The following is a 17,999-nucleotide window of genomic DNA, read 5'->3' on the forward strand; positions in this document are numbered from 1 at the left end:
TCCCGAGACTGCGCCATGGCTGACTACAAAGACACGCTGAACCTTCCCGACACGCCGTTCCCGATGCGCGGCGACCTGCCCAAGCGCGAGCCCCAGTGGGTCGGCCAATGGCAGGAGAAGCAGCTCTACCGCCGCATCCGCGAGATCAGCGCCGGTCGGCCCAAGTTCATCCTGCACGACGGCCCCCCCTACGCCAACGGCGACATCCACATCGGCCACGCGGTGAACAAGATCCTCAAGGACATCATCGTCCGCTCCCGCACCCTGTCGGGCTTCGACGCCCCCTACGTGCCGGGCTGGGACTGTCACGGCATGCCCATCGAGATCCAGATCGAGAAGCAGCACGGCAAGCAGATCCCCCGGGAAAAGGTCCAGGAGCTGGCCCGGGCCTACGCTGCCGAGCAGATCGAGCGGCAGAAGAAGGACTTCATCCGCCTCGGCGTGCTGGGCGATTGGGACAACCCCTACAAGACGATGAACTTCAAGACCGAGGCCGACGAGATTCGCGCCCTGGCCGCGATGATGCAGAAGGGCTTCGTCTACCGGGGCCTGAAGCCGGTCAACTGGTGCTTCGACTGCGGCTCCGCCCTGGCCGAGGCCGAGGTGGAATACCAGGACAAGAAGTCCCCGGCCATCGACGTGGCCTTCGCCTGCGCCGAGCGGGACAAGCTGGCCGCTGCCTTCGGCCTGGCCGCCCTGCCCGACGGTGACGCCTATGCGGTGATCTGGACCACCACCCCGTGGACCATTCCGGGCAACCAGGCGCTCAACGTGCACCCGGAGATCGACTACCACCTGGTGCAGACCGAGATCAACGGCAAGCCGGCCAGCCTGATCCTGGCCGCCGACCTGCAGGAGGCCTGCCTCACACGCTATGCCCTGCAAGGAGCCACCGTGGCCACCTGCAAGGGCGCCGCCCTGGAGCTGATCGCCTTCCGTCACCCCTTCTACGACCGCCTCTCCCCGGTGTACCTGGGCGAATACGTGGAACTGGGCACCGGTACCGGCATCGTGCACTCCGCCCCGGCCTACGGCCTGGAGGACTTTGCCTCGTGCAAGCACTACGGCATGCACAACGACGCCATCCTGACCCCGGTCCAGGGCGACGGCACCTTCGCCGCCGACCTGCCCTTCTTCGGCGGCATGAACGTGTGGAAGGCCAACCCGGCCATCGTCGAGAAGCTGGGCGAAGTGGGCGCGCTGCTCAAGGCTGCCACCATCGAGCACAGCTACATGCACTGCTGGCGCCACAAGACGCCGCTGATCTACCGCGCCACCAGCCAGTGGTTCGTGCGCATGGACGCCCCGGACAGCGACACCAAGGGCGTGGCCGCCACCGAAACCGTGGCCACGTCGCTGCGCGAATCGGCTCTGGCAGCGGTGGAGGCCACCGCCTTCTTCCCCGCTTGGGGCAAGAACCGGCTGCACGCCATGATCGCCAACCGGCCCGATTGGTGCATCTCGCGCCAGCGCAACTGGGGCGTGCCCCTGCCGTTCTTCACCCACAAGGTGACGGGCGAGCTGCACCCGCGCACCCTGGAGTTGATGGAAGCGGTGGCCCAGAAGGTGGAAGCGGGCGGCATCGAGGCCTGGACCAAGCTCGATCCGGCGGAGTTGCTCGGCAATGATGCGGCCGACTACGACAAGGTAAATGACATCCTCGACGTGTGGTTCGATTCCGGCACCACCCACATGAGCGTCATCCGCGGCTCCCACAAGGACGAGCTGATCTGGCCCGCCGACCTGTACCTGGAAGGCTCGGACCAGCACCGCGGCTGGTTCCACTCGTCGCTGTTGACCGGTTCGGCCATCGACGGCCGGGCGCCCTACAACGCCCTGCTCACCCACGGCTTCGTGGTGGACGGCAAGGGCCACAAGATGTCCAAGTCCAAGGGCAACGTGATCGCTCCCCAGCAGGTTTCCGACAAGCTGGGCGCCGAGATCCTGCGCCTGTGGGTGGCCGCCACCGACTACTCCGGCGAGCTGTCGATCTCCGACGAAATCTTGAAGCGCGTGGTCGAGTCATACCGCCGCATCCGCAACACGGTGCGCTTCCTGCTCGCCAACACCGCCGACTTCGACATCGCCACCAACGGCGTGACCGCCGACCGGCTGTTCGAGATCGACCGCTACGCCCTGGCCCTGACCGCCCAGCTGCAATCCCTGTGCGAGGCCGAGTACGAAGGCTACGAGTTCCACAAGGTGGTCCAGGCCCTGCAGACCTTCTGCTCCGAGGATCTGGGCGCCTTCTACCTGGACGTGCTCAAGGACCGGCTGTACACCACCGGCGCCGATTCCCTGGCCCGCCGCTCGGCCCAGACCGCCCTGTGGCACATCCTCCAGGCCCTGACCCGGCTGATGGCGCCGATCCTGTCGTTCACCGCCGAGGAAATCTGGTCGGTGCTGTCCGGCAAGGCCGACGACTCGGTGATGTTCACCACCTGGCACCAGTTGCCGGTGGGCGGCGACAGCGCGGCCCTGCTGACCAAATGGGCGGCCCTGCGCGAGGTGCGCGGCGAGGTGATGAAGGAACTGGAGGCCCTGCGCGTCGCCGGTTCCATCGGTTCGTCCTTGCAGGCCGAGGTGGAAATCCACTGCGACGGCGAGAAGTACGCGCGCCTGGCCTCCCTGGGCGACGACCTGAAGTTCGTCCTCATTTGCTCCAAGGCTGCGGTGGTGAAGTCGGCGGAAGACAAGCTGGTGGCCACGCCGAGCGGCCACGGCAAGTGCGAGCGCTGCTGGCACGTGCGCGAGGACGTGGGCGCCAACGCCGAGCATCCGACCCTGTGCGGCCGCTGCGTCGAAAATCTCTACGGCGCCGGCGAAACCCGGACCCATGCCTGAGTTGGGCACGGCACGATGAGCGGCGTGACGACGGCCCAGGACGATGCCCCCGCCCCGGCGGCGGTCTGGCTGAAATGGTTGGCCGTGGCCGTGGCGGTGATCGTCCTCGACCAGGCTTCCAAGCTGTGGGTGCTGGACCTGTTCGCCCTGGGCGAATCCCGGCCGGTGACCGGCTTCTTCAACCTGGTGCTGGTGTACAACCCGGGGGCGGCGTTCAGCTTCCTGGCGGCGGCCGGCGGCTGGCAGCGCTGGTTCTTCGTCGTGCTGGCGGCGGCCGTGTCGTTGTGGATGGGCACCATGTTGCGCCGCCACGCCGGGCAGCCCGGCCATCGCGGCTTGTGCTGGGGGCTGACCCTGGTGATGGGCGGGGCAATCGGCAACGTCATCGACCGGTTTGCCTACGGGGCGGTGGTGGATTTTCTCGATGTGCACGCCTTGGGCTGGCACTGGCCGGCCTTCAATCTGGCCGACTCGGCGATCTGCCTGGGGGTGGCGCTGCTGGCCTGGCACGAGTTGCGCCAGGGCAAGGGAGAAAAACCGGACGGACGCGGTCAAAGCTGATCCCGGCTTCCGCCTGTTTGATCACCGACGAATTGCCATGACCGATTCCCGCCCCTCCCATCTGCGCATCCCTCCCGGGCAGCATCAGGTTCAGGACTTTCCCGTCCTCGACCTGGGCATCCGTCCCGGTTTGACCCACGACGACTGGCGCCTGCGCCTGTTCGGCGAGGTGGCCCAGGAGGTGGTGCTCGACTGGGGCCAGTTGCTGACCTTGCCGCAGACCAAGGTCGTGATCGATTTTCACTGCGTCACCACCTGGACCCGTCTCGACATGGCCTGGGAAGGCGTCCTGGCCCGGGACGTGATTGCCCTGGCGTCTCCCACCCCGGCGGCGCGCCACGTGGTGCTGCACAGCGCCGACGGCTACACCACCAATCTGCCCCTGGCGGCGCTCTTGGACGACGACGTGCTGGTGGCCCATTCGGTGGAGGATGCGCCCCTGTCCGACGACCACGGTGGCCCCGTGCGTCTGCTTGTGCCCAAACGCTACGGCTGGAAGAGCGCCAAGTGGCTGACCGGCATCGAATTCACCCGGGACGACCACCCCGGCTACTGGGAAGTGCGCGGCTACCACAACGAAGCCGACCCCTGGAAAGAGGAGCGCTACGGCGACTGAGCCGCCGCCGCGTTTCTGCACGTCCCGACCCATTCATCCGATCCACCCGCAACCTGCGACCCGAACCGACCATGTCCGCTTCCTCCGCCACCGAACCGGTGGTCACCCCCTCCAGCTTCCTCACCCTGCACTACCGGGTGTCCACCAGCGACGGCACCGAGGTGATCAGCACCTTCGACATGAGCCCGGCCACCCTGCAGATGGGCGGCGGCCAGCTCGCCCCGACCCTGGAAAACAAGCTCCTCGGCTTGTCCGCCGGCGCCCGCCAGACCTTCGAACTGGCCCCGGGTGAGGCTTTCGGCGAGCACAACCCGCGGTTGGTCGAACGCATCCTGCGCAGCGCCCTGCCGGACGGTCTGGAGCTCAAGGAGAATGCGGTGGTTGAATTCGCCACCCCGGAAGGGGCCGAGTTCGCCGGCTTCGTGCGCGAGCTTAGCGACAGCCACGCCCTGATCGACTTCAACCACCCTCTTGCCGGCAAGTCGGTGCGCTTCGACGTGCACCTGATCGGCGTGCTGTAAGCGGGGGCTGAAACCCCCCGCGGGCTGAAACCCCGCGCCCCGTGGGCATCTCCACGGGGTATGCCCGGAGATGCCCGTCCCTATTGGCTCTTGGGCCTGCCTGCCCGGAGCGCCTTATTCCACGCGCCTTTCGAGATACCCCCCCATGCAAGTCATCCTCGCCACCCCCCGCGGTTTCTGTGCCGGCGTCGAGCGCGCCATCGCCATCGTCGAACGCGCCCTGGAACTGTTCGGCGCCCCGATCTACGTGCGCCACGAGGTGGTGCACAACCGCTTCGTGGTGGACGGCCTCAAGGCCAAGGGCGCCGTGTTCGTCGAGGAATTGGACGAGGTGCCGGACGGCGCCACGGTGATCTTCTCCGCTCACGGCGTGGCCAAGGCGGTGCGCAGCGAGGCCGAGGCTCGGGGCCTCAAGGTGTTCGACGCCACCTGCCCCCTGGTGACCAAGGTGCATCTGGAAGTGGCGCGCATGCGCAAGGACGGCCGCGAAATCATCATGATCGGCCACAAGGGCCACCCGGAAGTGGAAGGCACCATGGGCCAGGCCGAGGGCGGCATGTACCTGGTGGAAACCCCGGCCGACGTGGCCGCCCTGGCGGTGCGCGATCCGGCCAAGCTGGCCTACGTGACCCAGACCACCCTGTCGGTGGACGACGCCGCCGTGGTGGTCAGCGCCCTGCGCGAGCGCTTCCCCGAGATCGTCGGGCCGAAGAAGGACGACATTTGCTACGCGACGCAGAACCGCCAGGATGCGGTCAAGCAGCTGGCCGGCCAATCCCAGGTGGTGATCGTGGTGGGCAGCCCGAACAGCTCCAATTCCAACCGGCTGCGCGAAGTCGCCGAGTTGAAGGGGGTCCCCGCCTACATGGTCGACCGGGCCGATCAGATCGATCCGGCCTGGATCGCCGGCAAGGACAACGTCGGTGTCACCGCCGGGGCCTCGGCGCCGGAAGTGCTGGTGGATGAGGTCGTCCAGCGCCTGCGCGACCAGGGGGCCGACGCGGTGCGCCTGGCCGAAGGCGCCGTCGAAAACACCGTTTTTCCCCTGCCCAAGGAACTGAGCGCCTGAGACCGGCGGGCCGGTCAGCGTTTTCTCGCCAGCGCCAAAAACAAACGGGGCAGACCGCCAGGTCTGCCCCGTTTGTTTTACCCCCGGCCTGCTGCTCGCCGGGGCGCCCGCTTATTTGTCGATGTTCTGATAGCGGTACACCTGCTTGCGCTTGGTGATGATGTTGAGCTTGACCTTCTGCGGGTCCAGGGCCGAGCCGCCGCTGTCGTTGGGCCGGCCGCCGATCAGGAACGGGTACTTGTTGTCGCCGATCTGTACCACCCCGGCCACGGCCGAGGGCGGAATGCCGCCGCCGGCAAAGGTGGCCGAACGGATGCCGTCCCCGGCGCGCAGGCTGCCGTCGAGGAAGTTCACCGCGTAGCCGCGCCCGGTGCCCAGGTTGCTGCAGGTGGCGCTGGGGCTGGTGTGGTCGGTGGCCTGGAAGGTGCTGAAGTAGGTGTAACCCCCGGTGGTAACCGGGGTGGTGACCACTTGCTCGGTGGGCGAGGTGACGGTGGAGTCGAGTTCGATGTACCAGCCTTTGGACGAGACCAGGGCGGTGCGGTAGTCGGGGGTGATGCCGCCGATCGAGGTGCTGGTGGTATTGACCAGATCGCAGCCGGTATCGAGGGTGGTGTTCCCCTTGGTGTCGCAGTCCAAGCCGTTGGTGGTGGTGGCAATGGCACTGGCGTAGAAGTCCTTGAAGCCGTAGAAGCGGTTGAGCACCTTGGCGGCCTTGGAGGTGTCCAGGGGCTGCTCCCGGTCGCCAGAGCCGACCAGCACCATGTTCAGGGCGCCCAGGGTGACCACGTCGGGGGCGTACATGAACTTGCGCGACTGGGTGCCGTAGCTGCTCCAGTCGGACACTTTGGCGAGGCGGTAGGTGTTCGTCTGCCACTGGGTGGCGTCGTAGCCGGTGTAGCCGCTGGACGGATTGCTCAGGTTGGTGCGCCAGACATTGCCCCGGGTATCGACGGCATAGAGTACGTCGGTGTAGCCGTCGCCATTGACGTCGATGGCGCTGATGTCGGCAATGACGCGGCCGGCCGCGCTATTGACGCTGGTCAGGTCGATATAGGCCACCTCGTTGCCGTTCTCGGCGTTGAGAATGAAGATGCCCTGGCCTTTGGTCGTGCTGCCGCACAGGGTGGTCTCACTGTCTTCGCACTTGTCGTAGCCGCCGCCGAACACCACGTAGTTACTGGCCGCCCCCTTGACGCGCAGGATGTGCGGCGTGGACCAGGTCTGGCCGATCTTGGTGACGTTGCTGCCCCGGGCCGTCGTGCAGTTGTTATCGTCGCCGTCGTTGGGGCAGCCGTATTTCCACAGCAGGGTGGGGTTGGCGGAGGAGGAGGGGCGGTTGGTGACGTTGAAAGCGTACAGGGTGCGGCCACCTCGGCGCATCGAGGCATAGAGGTGGAGCTTGGTGATGTTGTCGTTGGCGTCCCGCTCCTGGTAGGCGCTGATCGATCCGTCGAAGAAGTAGTCCTTGGGAATCGGCGTCGGGGTCTCGGTGCTGGATACGGTGGGGTATTTGATCTTCGGCTCGTTCTCGCGCAGCCGGTTGAACTTGGCAAAGAATTCCGGGGCGACGAACGACCACAGTTCGCTGCCGCCGGCGCTGGTGGTCTGGTTGCCGTCCACCGCCCGCAGCATGCCGTCGCCGCTACCGTAGAAGACCACGACGTCGTTGTTGCTGGCAGTGCCGTAGTTGATCGCCAGGGGGCGGGAATGGACCACGTCGCCATGGATGGTCGGACGCATCAGGTTGGGTGAGGGCGGCGTGTTGCCGCTGGCATCCTTGTACAACTGGTAGCTGCCGGAAACGTCCGTGGGGCCATCGCCGACGTTGATCCCCCGCACCCAGTTCACCAGCGTGGAACTGAGGGTGGATGAGGAAATCTGGGTGGTGTTGAAATCCACCAGGCTGGTGCAGGCGAGGGTGGCGCAGGTCTTGATGTTGCGGGTGTCCGTAGTCAGGGCGCGCAGCTTTTCGGCAATGGCCCCCCGTTCGACGATGTTGCCGTCGGGTAGGTCGGAATAAACCGAGATTCCCGAGGGTAGGGTCGGGCAGGCCGTCAGCGGCGTTTGCGCTTCTGGCACCCGCTGCCAGTAGGTGCCCGAGTCGGTGGTCCAGAAACTGGTGGCGCAAGCCTTGATGAAGCCCGTGTTGGCGCTGTCCACCGCGGCAGTGCCGGCCTTGTCGGCGAGGAACAGGGAGGTGTTGGCCCCTGTGCCGCTGACCGCGAATTGGTATTGCTTCAGGTTGCCCGCCCAGCGCGGCCGGGCCGAGCCGTCGGGACGGAACATGCCGATGAACACCTGGTTCAGGTAGGTGCCCTGGGTGTTGACGCTGACGGGCAGGGACGCCGAAGCGAACACGCTGTTGACGGCAGCGATCTGGGTGAAGATGTCCTTGAAGGCGTCGATCAAGCTCTTCAGGTCACCATTGATTTGATAATAGCCACTGGTGCCGGTGCCGCCGTTGAGGGCCATGGAACGGAGCAGCTGGCCTTGGTCGGCGTCCGGGCTGCCGTTGAAAATGTCGAGGGTGTAGGTATAGACCGGCTGCTGCCCGGCGGCACTGCTGACGTCGGTGGTGGCGAGGAACTGGGACCATTCGTCGGCGAAGCGGATCGACGATTTGTTGCTGACGCTGTACAGCTGGTTGGGCGAGTAGCCCAGGCCGGTCAGGGTGCTGTTGGTGGGCGGGGTGGCGTTCTGGTTGGTGCCGTATTCCTGGTTGGGGAACTTGTTGCCGATCAGGACGATGTAGTTCTTGCCGCAGCTGTTGGCGCTGGAAATGGGGCTTTTGTAGGTGCTCTTGCCGTTGTCGGTGAAGGCGCTGGCGTCTTCCAGGGTCGTGGGTTGCGAGTTGCGGATCGGGCCGAAGGCCGTGGCGCTGGCCGGGGTGCCTGCCGTACCGGTATTGGCATTGGCCGGGTTGGTGTAGCCACCGAAGTATTTGAATGCCTCGAACAGCGGTGCGCCGTATTCTGCCGACGAGGGCCCCTTGAAGTCCGGGGTGGTGATGTTGGTGGCGATGTTTTCCAGGTCGCTGGTCAGGCTGGCGCAGTAGGTGCTATCCAGACCCTTGATGGCGTGGCGGATATAGCCGGTGGTCACGCTGTTGGATGAAACCGTGCCTGCAGTGTTGTACAGCATTACCCCGGCATTGATGTTCAATTTGGTGCCTGTTCCGCACACCAGCTCGTTGATGACCAGCTTGAGGGCACGCATTTCCACCTGGCCCTGCTTGAGCGAGGAGTCGCTGCCGAACACCTGGGAGACGTAATTCTGGCAGGTGGTATCGGTCCCGCACTTGGCCAGAACGCCGGCCTTGGTCCAGGCCTGGTTGTTGGCCGACCAGTTGGATGAGTTGTCCACGAAGAACAGCACGTTGGGCGCGTTCAGGCTGGTGTTGCCCGAGGTGTACAGGTCGATGTCCTCGGCCCAGGCCGGGGCAGCGAGCAAGGCGATGGCAAGGGACAGCAGGGTCGGGCGTGAGGGAAAGGTCATGGCGGGCTCCTGATCAGCCGGTTACTTGCACTTGTTCTCTGCGTCGGTGTAGTCCATCCGGGCTTCGATACCCTGGCTGTGGGTCGCCTGGGCGCCGGTGGCGGGGTCGGTCACCACGGCCTGGACGTCGAACAGGGCGGTGGCGCACAGCGAGTTGTCGTTGAGGTTGCCCATGCCCGGGGTCACGATCACCACCCCGGATGAGGATTGGCCGGTGAAGCAGGCAGCATCGGTGGCGGCTACCGTGGGCGTGCCGGAGACGGTGGTGACCAATTCACTCTTCTTGATGTAGCGGTAGCGTTTGCATTTGGGCGCCTTGACCGTGACTTGGAGCGCCTTGGCGTCGGTGGAGGGGTCGTCCTGGGCCAGGCTCACCTGGGTGGTCGTGTCGGCGGTATTGGCGAGGAAGGTGCTGCTGTTCATGGCCTGGCCGAGGGCGTAGTTGGCGGCAGCGTCGGCTTCGGCGCGAAACTGCTGGTTGTTGACCAGTTGCAGGTTGGTGGTGGCCAGGCGCATGGCGGCCAGGGCCAGCAGGGTCACCAGGATCAGCATGATCAGGGCGATGAACAGTACCGCGCCGCGCTGTGCGGTCGAACGGGGGGAGGCGGTGGCCGGGATCATTGCCGTCTGCCTTGGGGATTGACGAAGTTGATGTAGGTGGTGAATACCCGGCGCTTGTAAGCATCGCCCGGTGCCGTGGTCAGCACCCAGTCGGCCATGGCGTAGGTCTTGTCGTTCACGTAACCGCTGGTCGCCTGGGTGGCGATACCCAGCAGGTGCAGTCGGGCTCCGACGATGTTGGGCCCTTGGTTCTGCCAGTTCGGGTTGGGGGGCGCGGTGTTCTGGGTGGCGGGGGGCCAGACGGTGGCCGAACAGGCGATGCTGTCGGTGGACACGCCGGAGTTGTAGATGAAGCAGTCCGGGCTGCCATCGCCGGTGGTGTCGATGCCGTATTCGATCTGCATGTTCTCGATGCCGTCGGCGATCAACTGCGGTGTGCCGACGGCTCCGTTGCCGATATCCACCTGCATCAACTGGTTACTGGTGTTGATGTAGAAAATGCGGCGGACATAGCTGCGGATCGGGGCCGCGGTGGTGCAATTCTTGGCACGCAGGGTAAAGGGCGAGGTGGCAGCATAGGCTGCCAGGACGGAGGGCGTAGTGGAATACTCGTCGCCGCATTCGGAAACCTGGAGGTACACCCTGCCCACAGTCAGGGTTTCGCAGTCGCTGGAGGTGCCGCCGGTCGTGCAGGTGGCGGCGCGCTGGACCAGGACGGCGTCGGTGTTGCTCTTGCGGTTGGTGGTGCAGCTGCTGAACGGATCGGGGGTGTCGGTCTGGTTGCTGCCCCGCACGAACAGGCCCATGGAGCCGTTCCAGTCGGCGAGGGATGTGGAGCAAGGGGCGTCGGTACTGCCGCTGACTGTGGCCAGGGTGCCATAGAAGCCCGCCAGGGACAGTTCGTCACGCAGCAGGTTGAGCGCGTAATTGCCGTTTTCCAGCACATCGGCGGAACGGTCCAGCTCGCGCCGGGTGCTGCTGTTGTTGACGAACAGTGCCACCAGGGCGCCCAGGACGATCAGACCGATGACCAGGGAGATCATCAGTTCGACCAGGGAAAAGCCGACCTGGGAGCGTCGTGCTGCCTTTGAAAAAAAGAAATGTGGCCCCATGGTTCAGCCTGTCAGTTGGGGGATCAGGACCCGGGTGGTGACGGAGCGGCGCAGACCGGCACCGAAATCGTTGTTGGCGGCACAGCGCCCGCCCGGCGAGGTGCTGGCGGGCTCGGCCTCGGGGCCGATGCCCTGCCAGACGACCACGATGAAGAAATCGGCCACGGCGCTGCTGGGATTGCTGGTGGCGATGATGCAGCCCCGGGCGCCGATCATGGCGCCGACGTTCTGGCCACCGCGGGTTTCCGAGGCTCCCTTGAGGGCGAGGCTCCAATTGCAGACGCTGCGTGAGGCGCCAGAGAGCGCAGTACAGGAAGTATAGGAATCCCCGGTGCCATAGACCGTGGGGCTCGTCCCGCTGCCGGCCAGGGTGAGGTAGCCGGCGGCGCCACTGACCGGGTCATCGTTGAGCAGCCCTCGGCCCGAGGCGATGTTGTCCTCCATTTCCCGGGCCAGGGCCAGGGCATTGGCGCGCTGGTACGACTCCATTTCGGCAATGGAGGCCTTGGATTGAAGGCCCGCCAAACCGAGCAGGCCGATGATCAGGATGACGATGGTGACCAGTACCTCGATCATTCCCACGCCGCGCATAGCGCGCCGGGAAGGTCCTGCCAGCAGCGGGTACATGGCCGGGCTCATGGGCAGGCTCCATCGCTGATCTGGGGGCGTCCCACCGTGTCCACGGTGACGCAACGCGTTTTGCTGCTGCCCCGGGCGGTCACCGTGATCTTGGTGTTGGCCCCGGCGCTGAGACGGCCAAAGCCGTTGTAGCTGATCGTGGGGGCGGCAGGGTTGAATGTCAGCCCCGGGGTAGCGGGCTCACTGCGCAGCGTAACGTCATTGTTGCTGGCGTCCTTATAAATGATCGTCCAGCCGGCCGCCAGGTCCGTGGTCTTCAAACTGACGCTGATGTTGCGCTTGATCGCTTCGCTGCGAGCCAGCATCAGTCCGTCGTGCAGCGCCGAGGTCGCCGCCCGGGCCCGTTGACTGGCGATCAGCTCGGAAAAGGACGGCACGCCTATTCCGATCAGAATGGCCAGCACGGCCAGCGCCACCATCATCTCGATGAGGGTGAAACCGGCGCGGGCGCGGCGGGCAGCGGTGGCGTGCATCACCGGCTCCAGTACTGGGCTGGGGTCTTGGCGCCGGTTTGATCCACCGTCAGCGTTACGTCGCCCGCCATCGAACCTTTGGGCGTTGCCGAAACGGTAAAGGTGGGAGGAGAGGCTGAGTTGCTCCCCGCCACGGAGAAGGTGTAATCCCCCTGGATTTCCGTGGGGACCGTGACCTTGATATCGGTTTGCGTTGTGGCGGTGAGGTCGGTGAAGAAGGCGTAGGTGCGATTGACCAGCAGGAAGTTGTGTTCCTTGGCTGCGATGTCCATCAGTACCGCCTGGGCAGAGGCCCGCTTGCCCTTCTTGATGTAATCCCGGTAAGAGGGATAGGCCACTGCAGCCAGGATGGCCACGATAGCGACGGTGATCATCAATTCCATCAAGGTAAAACCCCGGATGGCACGAGGGGAGGTCTGGGCTGTCATGGGTAGGTGCGACGTTGGCCTGGGGGAAAAGGATCGAGGCGGGATTATCGCCCGGGAACTGCGAATAAGATGCTGTTTCAATCTTTGCGTCATGGTAGAAGCTGCGTCCTCCCCCGGGTGAAAGTGGCGACCAGTGGCCCGTTGTCCGGATTGGACGGTCAGCAATGTTTTCGTGTTGTCAGATTGTTGTTTTACACGGCCGGGTGGTCGCGATAGAATTCGGGCCCCGCTGCATCGGGTCTGCTTGCTTTGTACAGAAGCTAGGCCCGCCGGGTGTGCCGGCGTAGCTCAGTTGGTAGAGCAGCGCATTCGTAATGCGAAGGTCGGGGGTTCGACTCCTCTCGCCGGCACCATCCATTCCTTGCCGCTCGTGAAAAGCCGCCTTGTGCGGCTTTTTGCTTTTGGGCTGTTGGGGCGGAGCGGCGGGAGGTGGGGACGGTGTTATCCTCTTGCCTTTTGCCCGCCCACGCGGGTGATCGACTGCGATGTGTGCGCTATGAGCCAGGGAGCCTGTTACCACTGCGGCCTGCCGATTCCCGAGGATGTCCATCTCTCGGTAGTTGTCGGGGGCGCCGAGCGTGCCTTGTGCTGCAACGGCTGTCAGGCAGTCGCCGAGGCGATCGTTGCCAACGGCCTGGATGACTACTACCGTCACCGCGATTCCCTGCCCGAATCGCCCCGTGAGGCGATGCCGGCAGTCGTCGGGGAGCTGAAGCTCTACGATCACGACGATTTTCAGAAGAGCTTCGTCCGGGCCCTGGGGGAGGATGAAAAGGAAGCCTCCCTGATGCTTGAGGGCATCACTTGCGCAGCGTGTGTCTGGCTCAACGAGCAGCACGTGGCCAAGCTATCCGGGGTGACCGGGGTCGACATCAACTACGCAACCCGCCGTGCCCGGGTGCGCTGGGACGACCGGAAGGTGCACCTTTCCGACATTCTGGCGGCCATCCGGGCGATCGGCTACCGGGCCCATCCCTACGATGCTGCGCGGCATGAGGAAATTGCCCGCCGCGAGCGCAAGGACATGCTGTGGCGCCTGTGGGTGGCCGGTTTCGGCATGATGCAGGTCATGATGTACGCCATTCCGGTCTACATCGCCGGCGACGGCGACATGAGCAAGGACATGGAAGGCCTGATGCGCTGGGCCAGCCTCCTGCTGACCCTACCGGTGGTGATCTATTCCTCGGCCCCCTTCTTCCGTAACGCCTGGCGGGACTTCCGCTTCCGCCGTGTCGGCATGGATGTGCCGGTGGCCATCGGGGTCGGCGTGGCCTTTACTGCCAGCGTCTGGGCCACCATTTCCGGCAGTGGCGAGGTGTATTTCGATTCGGTCACCATGTTTGTGTTCTTCCTGCTGGGGGGGCGCTTCTTGGAAATGGTGGCGCGCCAGAAGGCGGTGAGCGTGACCGAGGCCTTGGCCAAGCTGATGCCCGCCTTGGCCCTGCGTTTGCCCGCCGGAGCCAGTGCTGGCGGAGCAACCGAGCAGGTGCTGGTTTCGGATCTGCATCCAGGCGACCGGGTTCTGGTGAAGCCGGGGGAAACCATCCCGGCCGACGGGCGGGTGGTCGAGGGGGTTAGCGCCGCCGATGAGGCCCTTTTGAGCGGCGAAAGCAGGCCAGTGGCCAAGCGCCCGGGTGATCTGGTTACCGGCGGTGCCCAGAATGTGGAAAGTCCCCTGGTGGTCGAGGTCGAGGAGGTGGGAGAGGGGACTCGCCTGTCTGCAATCGTTCGCTTGATGGAGCGGGCCGCGGCGGAAAAGCCGCGTCTGGTGGAAATCGCCGACCGGGTGGCGGGACGCTTCATCGGCGCGATTCTGCCCATTGCTGCGGCAACGGCCCTGGGCTGGGCTTGGTACGATCCTTCTCAAGCATTGTGGATCAGTGTTTCGGTGCTGGTGGTGACCTGTCCTTGTGCATTGTCCTTGGCGACGCCGATAGCCCTGACTGTGGCCAGTGGCGCCTTGGCGCGTCATGGCGTGTTGGTGACCAGGGGGCATGCCATCGAGACCCTGGCCCGGGCTACCTGCTTCGTATTCGACAAGACCGGCACCCTGACCTTGGGGCAGATGCGGGTCGAGGGTGTGCACACCGAGGGGGGCGTCTCGGCGAAGGACGCCTTGCGCCTGGCGGCCTCCCTGGAACAGGCCTCGGCCCACCCGATTGCCCGGGCGCTGGAGCGGGCTGCCGAAGCTCAGGGGCTGGTGCTGGCGTCGGTCGATGGTGCCTCGGCCATGGCCGGTCGCGGCGTGGCCGGCAGGATCGACGGGGGCGAACTGCGCTGTGGCCGGCCCGATTATGTGGCCGAGCTGCATGGTCAGGCGCTACCGGCGCATATCCTGGCGGGCAGTGGCGCTTCTGGGACTCGGGTGGCCTTGGGCGATGGCCGGGGCTGGCTCGCCTTCTTTGACCTCGATGACGATATTCGGCCGGGAGCGGCGGAGTTGGTTGCCAGCCTGCGTTCCGATGGGTGCCGGGTTGTGCTGCTGTCGGGCGATGCGCCGGAGGCGGCGCAGCGGGTTGCCGATACGCTCGGTATTGTCGATGTCCGCGCTGGTGTGTCGCCCCAGGGTAAGCACGATGCGGTGGCGGAGCTGCAGGGCACCGGCGAGGTGGTGGCGATGGTTGGTGATGGGGTCAATGACGCGCCGGTGTTGGCCCAAGCCCAGGTGTCGATCGCCATGGGCGGTGGTGCTCCCTTGGCTCGGACGCAGGCGGATTTGGTGTTGCTTTCCGATAGCTTGGTCCATCTGCGTTTCGCCGTGGGGTTGGTGCGTAAGGCTTTACGCATCATCCGGGAAAACCTGTGGTGGTCGGTTGGCTACAACGTCGTCGCGGTTCCCCTGGCGATCTCCGGTCATGTCACTCCTTGGTTGGCCGGGATCGTCATGTCGGCCAGTTCCCTGCTGGTGGTCCTCAATTCCCTGCGGTTGCAGCGTCAGCCGCGCGTATCCGCTTGATCCCGGAGTCTCCATGGAAAGTCTTTATCTGCTGATCCCTCTCTCCGTGGTCCTGGTGTTCCTGATCGCCGTGGTTTTCTGGTGGTCGGTAAAGAGCGGTCAGTTCGAGGATCTCGAGGGGCCAGCCTACCGAATCCTGATGGACAAGGAGCCGGATGAGGGGCGTGTTACGCCGACGGCAAATGACAAGTCTGAAATGAAAGGCGGGAGCTAAGGCTATGTCGATCCCGCGTTTCTTCTCTTTTTAAGCGCTTGTCCTGGGCTGCTGGCGGTTTGATCTGGGTCAAAATCGATTCGTAGACCCTCGGCCATAATTCGCCTTGATCGCTGCCGCTATGCGGGGGCGGTCAGATTTGTTTCTCTGTTGGGGTTGGGGTGCGTGGAAACGCACCCTTTTTTTGTCTACTTTTTCCATCCCGGCCCCAGGATGTCTGAAACCCTAGTATCGGCGCGGGTTTTGTTCCCCGTAGCACCTGAATTGACCCAGATCAATAGCAGGTTGACCTATGTCAAAAAGCTCCCCGGGACCGTAAAATAGCATTCGCGATAGCTGCCAAAAGTGGGGGATGTACTACGGCCGTTTCATGGCTTGTAGTCCATTCATCAGGGAGGCGGCGCAAGATTTTTACTTTCTAAAAACTGAGGTGGGTCCATGTCGGAAACGCAAACCACATACAACTATAAGGTTGTACGGCAATTTGCCATCATGGCCGTCATCTGGGGCATCGTAGGTATGGCCGTCGGTGTCTTCATCGCGGCTCAGCTTGTCTGGCCCGATTTGACGTACGGCATTCCTTGGCTGTCCTATGGCCGTCTGCGCCCGTTGCACACTAACGCGGTTATCTTCGCGTTTGGTGGCTCGGCACTTTTTGCCACGTCCTACTACGTGGTTCAACGCACCAGTCACGTCCGTCTGTTCTCCGACGGTCTGGCCGCCTTCACCTTCTGGGGCTGGCAACTGGTGATCCTGCTCGCCGCCATTTCCCTGCCCCTGGGTTTCACTACCGGCAAGGAATACGCCGAGCTGGAATGGCCGATCGATATCCTGATCACCCTGGTGTGGGTTTCCTACGCCGTCGTGTTCTTCGGGACCATCGCCAAGCGTACCGTTTCCCACATCTACGTCGCCAACTGGTTCTATGGCGCCTTCATTCTGGCGGTCGCCCTGCTGCACCTGGTGAACTCCGCTGAAGTGCCGGTGACCCTGACCAAGTCCTACTCCGCCTACGCTGGCGTGCAGGATGCAATGGTGCAGTGGTGGTATGGCCACAACGCCGTGGGCTTCTTCCTGACCGCTGGCTTCCTGGGCATGATGTACTACTTCGTGCCGAAGCAGGCCGAGCGTCCGGTGTACTCCTACCGCCTGTCGGTGGTGCACTTCTGGGCCCTGATCTTCACCTACATGTGGGCGGGTCCTCACCACCTGCACTACACCGCGCTGCCCGACTGGACCCAGTCTGTCGGCATGATCTTCTCGCTGATTCTGCTGGCTCCCTCCTGGGGCGGCATGATCAACGGCATCATGACCCTGTCCGGTGCCTGGCATAAGCTGCGTGACGATCCGGTGCTGAAGTTCCTGGTCACTTCCCTGTCCTTCTACGGCATGTCCACCTTTGAAGGTCCGATGATGTCCGTGAAGACGGTGAACGCCCTGTCTCACTACACCGACTGGACCGTGGGTCACGTGCACTCCGGTGCTCTGGGCTGGGTGGCCATGGTGTCGATCGGCTCGATCTACTACCTCATCCCGCGCATGTTCGGCCGCAAGGAAATGTTCAGCATCAAGCTGATCACCGTGCACTTCTGGCTGGCGACCATCGGCGTGGTGCTCTATATCGCCTCGCTGTGGATCTCCGGCGTGATGCAGGGCCTGATGTGGCGCGCTGTCAATGCCGACGGCACCCTCACCTACAGCTTCGTCGAAGCGGTGAAGAGCTCCTATCCGTTCTGGGCTATCCGTTTCATCGGCGGTCTGCTGTTCCTCGGCGGCATGTTCGTCATGCTCTTCAACGTGCTCAAGACGGCATCCGGCAACAAGGCGGTGGAAGCCCCCGTGCTGACCCCGGCCGCTCACCACGCCTGATCTGAGGGAGGATCACCATGGTTTCGCAAGATAAAGTTGAAAAGAGCGTAGGCTGGCTCATCGTCCTCACCCTGTTGGTGGTGAGCGTCGGCGGCCTGCTGGAAATCGTTCCCCTGTTCTTCCAGAAGTCCACCACGACCCCGGTCGAAGGCGTCAAGCCTTACGACGCGGTGCGTCTGGTTGGTCGGGACATCTATATCCGGGAAGGCTGCTACAACTGCCACTCCCAGATGATCCGTCCGTTCCGCGCCGAGACCGAGCGCTATGGCCACTACTCGGTGGCGGGTGAGTACGTGTATGACCACCCGTTCCAGTGGGGCTCCAAGCGTACCGGTCCCGACCTGCACCGGGTGGGCGGCCGCTATTCCGACGAATGGCACCGCGCTCACCTGAACCAGCCCCGCGACGTGGTTCCCGAGTCCAACATGCCTGCCTACCCCTGGCTCGACAAGACCCCGGCGATCAATACCGTCGGTGCCGATGTGGAAGCCAAGATGAAGGCGCTGCGCAAGGTTGGCGTTCCCTATAGCGATGAAGAAATCGCCGGTGCCAAACAGGCCATCGAAGGGAAGAGCGAACTGGACGTCCTGATCGCCTACTTGCAAGGTATGGGCCTCGCGCTCAAGAACACCAAGTAA

15 protein-coding genes and 1 tRNA gene are annotated in these 17,999 nt (G+C 64.3%); 10 read left to right on the top strand and 6 right to left on the bottom strand.

Going from position 1 to position 17,999, the window contains the following annotated elements; all coding sequences use genetic code 11:
* Positions 1–15: 15 nt before the first annotated feature.
* From ileS to ispH, 5 genes are all read left to right on the top strand, one after another.
* Complete coding sequence (gene ileS, locus OTERR_RS04060; RefSeq protein WP_149424946.1) at positions 16–2,844, top strand: isoleucine--tRNA ligase; 2,829 nt, start codon at positions 16–18, stop codon at positions 2,842–2,844.
* Between the two features lie 24 nt (positions 2,845–2,868).
* A complete protein-coding gene (gene lspA / locus OTERR_RS04065; protein WP_246154324.1) occupies positions 2,869–3,405 on the top strand; it encodes a signal peptidase II in 537 nt (178 codons plus the stop codon).
* 37 nt (positions 3,406–3,442) lie between these two features.
* A complete protein-coding gene (locus OTERR_RS04070; protein ID WP_149424948.1) occupies positions 3,443–4,021 on the top strand; it encodes a sulfite oxidase-like oxidoreductase in 579 nt (192 codons plus the stop codon).
* 71 nt (positions 4,022–4,092) lie between these two features.
* Positions 4,093–4,542 (top strand): FKBP-type peptidyl-prolyl cis-trans isomerase, encoded by a 450-nt coding sequence (locus OTERR_RS04075; protein WP_149424949.1) that lies wholly within the window; start codon positions 4,093–4,095, stop codon positions 4,540–4,542.
* A gap of 145 nt (positions 4,543–4,687) precedes the next feature.
* Positions 4,688–5,611 carry a 4-hydroxy-3-methylbut-2-enyl diphosphate reductase gene (ispH, locus tag OTERR_RS04080; protein WP_054622001.1) on the top strand — a complete coding sequence of 308 codons (924 nt, stop codon included), beginning with the start codon at positions 4,688–4,690 and terminating at the stop codon, positions 5,609–5,611.
* Between the two features lie 111 nt (positions 5,612–5,722).
* Here ispH and OTERR_RS04085 read toward each other — a convergent pair whose 3' ends face one another.
* The 6 genes from OTERR_RS04085 to OTERR_RS16530 are packed head-to-tail and all read right to left on the bottom strand — an operon-like array spanning position 5,723 to position 12,322.
* A complete protein-coding gene (locus tag OTERR_RS04085; RefSeq protein ID WP_149424950.1) occupies positions 5,723–9,109 on the bottom strand; it encodes a pilus assembly protein in 3,387 nt (1,128 codons plus the stop codon).
* A gap of 21 nt (positions 9,110–9,130) precedes the next feature.
* Positions 9,131–9,730: a hypothetical protein gene (locus OTERR_RS04090; protein WP_054621110.1), complete on the bottom strand. Its 600-nt coding sequence runs from the start codon at positions 9,728–9,730 to the stop codon at positions 9,131–9,133.
* On the bottom strand, positions 9,727–10,782 hold the full coding sequence (locus OTERR_RS04095) for a PilW family protein (RefSeq protein WP_149424951.1): 1,056 nt from the start codon (positions 10,780–10,782) through the stop codon (positions 9,727–9,729). The genes OTERR_RS04090 and OTERR_RS04095 overlap by 4 nt, the downstream gene beginning before the upstream one ends.
* 3 nt (positions 10,783–10,785) lie before the next feature.
* Positions 10,786–11,421 carry a type IV pilus modification protein PilV gene (pilV, locus tag OTERR_RS04100; protein ID WP_246154326.1) on the bottom strand — a complete coding sequence of 212 codons (636 nt, stop codon included), beginning with the start codon at positions 11,419–11,421 and terminating at the stop codon, positions 10,786–10,788.
* Complete coding sequence (locus OTERR_RS04105) at positions 11,418–11,894, bottom strand: GspH/FimT family pseudopilin (protein WP_054621112.1); 477 nt, start codon at positions 11,892–11,894, stop codon at positions 11,418–11,420. The genes pilV and OTERR_RS04105 overlap by 4 nt, the downstream gene beginning before the upstream one ends.
* Positions 11,894–12,322 (bottom strand): type IV pilin protein, encoded by a 429-nt coding sequence (locus OTERR_RS16530; RefSeq protein WP_054621113.1) that lies wholly within the window; start codon positions 12,320–12,322, stop codon positions 11,894–11,896. The genes OTERR_RS04105 and OTERR_RS16530 overlap by 1 nt, the downstream gene beginning before the upstream one ends.
* 277 nt (positions 12,323–12,599) lie before the next feature.
* Between OTERR_RS16530 and OTERR_RS04115 the strand changes: the two genes are divergently transcribed.
* The 5 genes from OTERR_RS04115 (at position 12,600) to ccoO (ending at position 17,999) form a co-directional block, all read left to right on the top strand.
* Positions 12,600–12,675, top strand: a tRNA-Thr gene (locus tag OTERR_RS04115).
* Between the two features lie 143 nt (positions 12,676–12,818).
* Positions 12,819–15,278 (top strand): heavy metal translocating P-type ATPase, encoded by a 2,460-nt coding sequence (locus OTERR_RS04120; protein ID WP_149424952.1) that lies wholly within the window; start codon positions 12,819–12,821, stop codon positions 15,276–15,278.
* 13 nt (positions 15,279–15,291) lie between these two features.
* Positions 15,292–15,492, top strand: coding sequence for a cbb3-type cytochrome oxidase assembly protein CcoS (gene ccoS, locus OTERR_RS04125; RefSeq protein ID WP_054621115.1), 201 nt, complete (start codon positions 15,292–15,294; stop codon positions 15,490–15,492).
* A 438-nt stretch (positions 15,493–15,930) separates the two neighbouring features.
* Positions 15,931–17,361 (top strand): cytochrome-c oxidase, cbb3-type subunit I, encoded by a 1,431-nt coding sequence (ccoN, locus tag OTERR_RS04130; RefSeq protein WP_054621116.1) that lies wholly within the window; start codon positions 15,931–15,933, stop codon positions 17,359–17,361.
* 17 nt (positions 17,362–17,378) lie between these two features.
* Complete coding sequence (gene ccoO / locus OTERR_RS04135; protein WP_054621117.1) at positions 17,379–17,999, top strand: cytochrome-c oxidase, cbb3-type subunit II; 621 nt, start codon at positions 17,379–17,381, stop codon at positions 17,997–17,999.

The organism is Oryzomicrobium terrae, from assembly GCF_008274805.1.
In the GTDB taxonomy this organism is placed as follows: domain Bacteria; phylum Pseudomonadota; class Gammaproteobacteria; order Burkholderiales; family Rhodocyclaceae; genus Oryzomicrobium; species Oryzomicrobium terrae.

What these genes read in the sequence shown, in the direction of transcription:
- OTERR_RS04075 (WP_149424949.1), top strand. Translation starts at nt 4,093, where the DNA reads ATGTCCGCTTCCTCCGCCACCGAACCGGTGGTCACCCCCTCCAGCTTC.
- OTERR_RS04105 (WP_054621112.1), bottom strand. Translation starts at nt 11,894, where the DNA reads ATGCACGCCACCGCTGCCCGCCGCGCCCGCGCCGGTTTCACCCTCATC.
- pilV (WP_246154326.1), bottom strand. Translation starts at nt 11,421, where the DNA reads ATGAGCCCGGCCATGTACCCGCTGCTGGCAGGACCTTCCCGGCGCGCT.
- ileS (WP_149424946.1), top strand. Translation starts at nt 16, where the DNA reads ATGGCTGACTACAAAGACACGCTGAACCTTCCCGACACGCCGTTCCCG.
- OTERR_RS04070 (WP_149424948.1), top strand. Translation starts at nt 3,443, where the DNA reads ATGACCGATTCCCGCCCCTCCCATCTGCGCATCCCTCCCGGGCAGCAT.
- OTERR_RS16530 (WP_054621113.1), bottom strand. Translation starts at nt 12,322, where the DNA reads ATGACAGCCCAGACCTCCCCTCGTGCCATCCGGGGTTTTACCTTGATG.
- OTERR_RS04085 (WP_149424950.1), bottom strand. Translation starts at nt 9,109, where the DNA reads ATGACCTTTCCCTCACGCCCGACCCTGCTGTCCCTTGCCATCGCCTTG.
- OTERR_RS04090 (WP_054621110.1), bottom strand. Translation starts at nt 9,730, where the DNA reads ATGATCCCGGCCACCGCCTCCCCCCGTTCGACCGCACAGCGCGGCGCG.
- ccoN (WP_054621116.1), top strand. Translation starts at nt 15,931, where the DNA reads ATGTCGGAAACGCAAACCACATACAACTATAAGGTTGTACGGCAATTT.
- OTERR_RS04095 (WP_149424951.1), bottom strand. Translation starts at nt 10,782, where the DNA reads ATGGGGCCACATTTCTTTTTTTCAAAGGCAGCACGACGCTCCCAGGTC.
- ccoO (WP_054621117.1), top strand. Translation starts at nt 17,379, where the DNA reads ATGGTTTCGCAAGATAAAGTTGAAAAGAGCGTAGGCTGGCTCATCGTC.
- ispH (WP_054622001.1), top strand. Translation starts at nt 4,688, where the DNA reads ATGCAAGTCATCCTCGCCACCCCCCGCGGTTTCTGTGCCGGCGTCGAG.
- OTERR_RS04120 (WP_149424952.1), top strand. Translation starts at nt 12,819, where the DNA reads ATGAGCCAGGGAGCCTGTTACCACTGCGGCCTGCCGATTCCCGAGGAT.
- ccoS (WP_054621115.1), top strand. Translation starts at nt 15,292, where the DNA reads ATGGAAAGTCTTTATCTGCTGATCCCTCTCTCCGTGGTCCTGGTGTTC.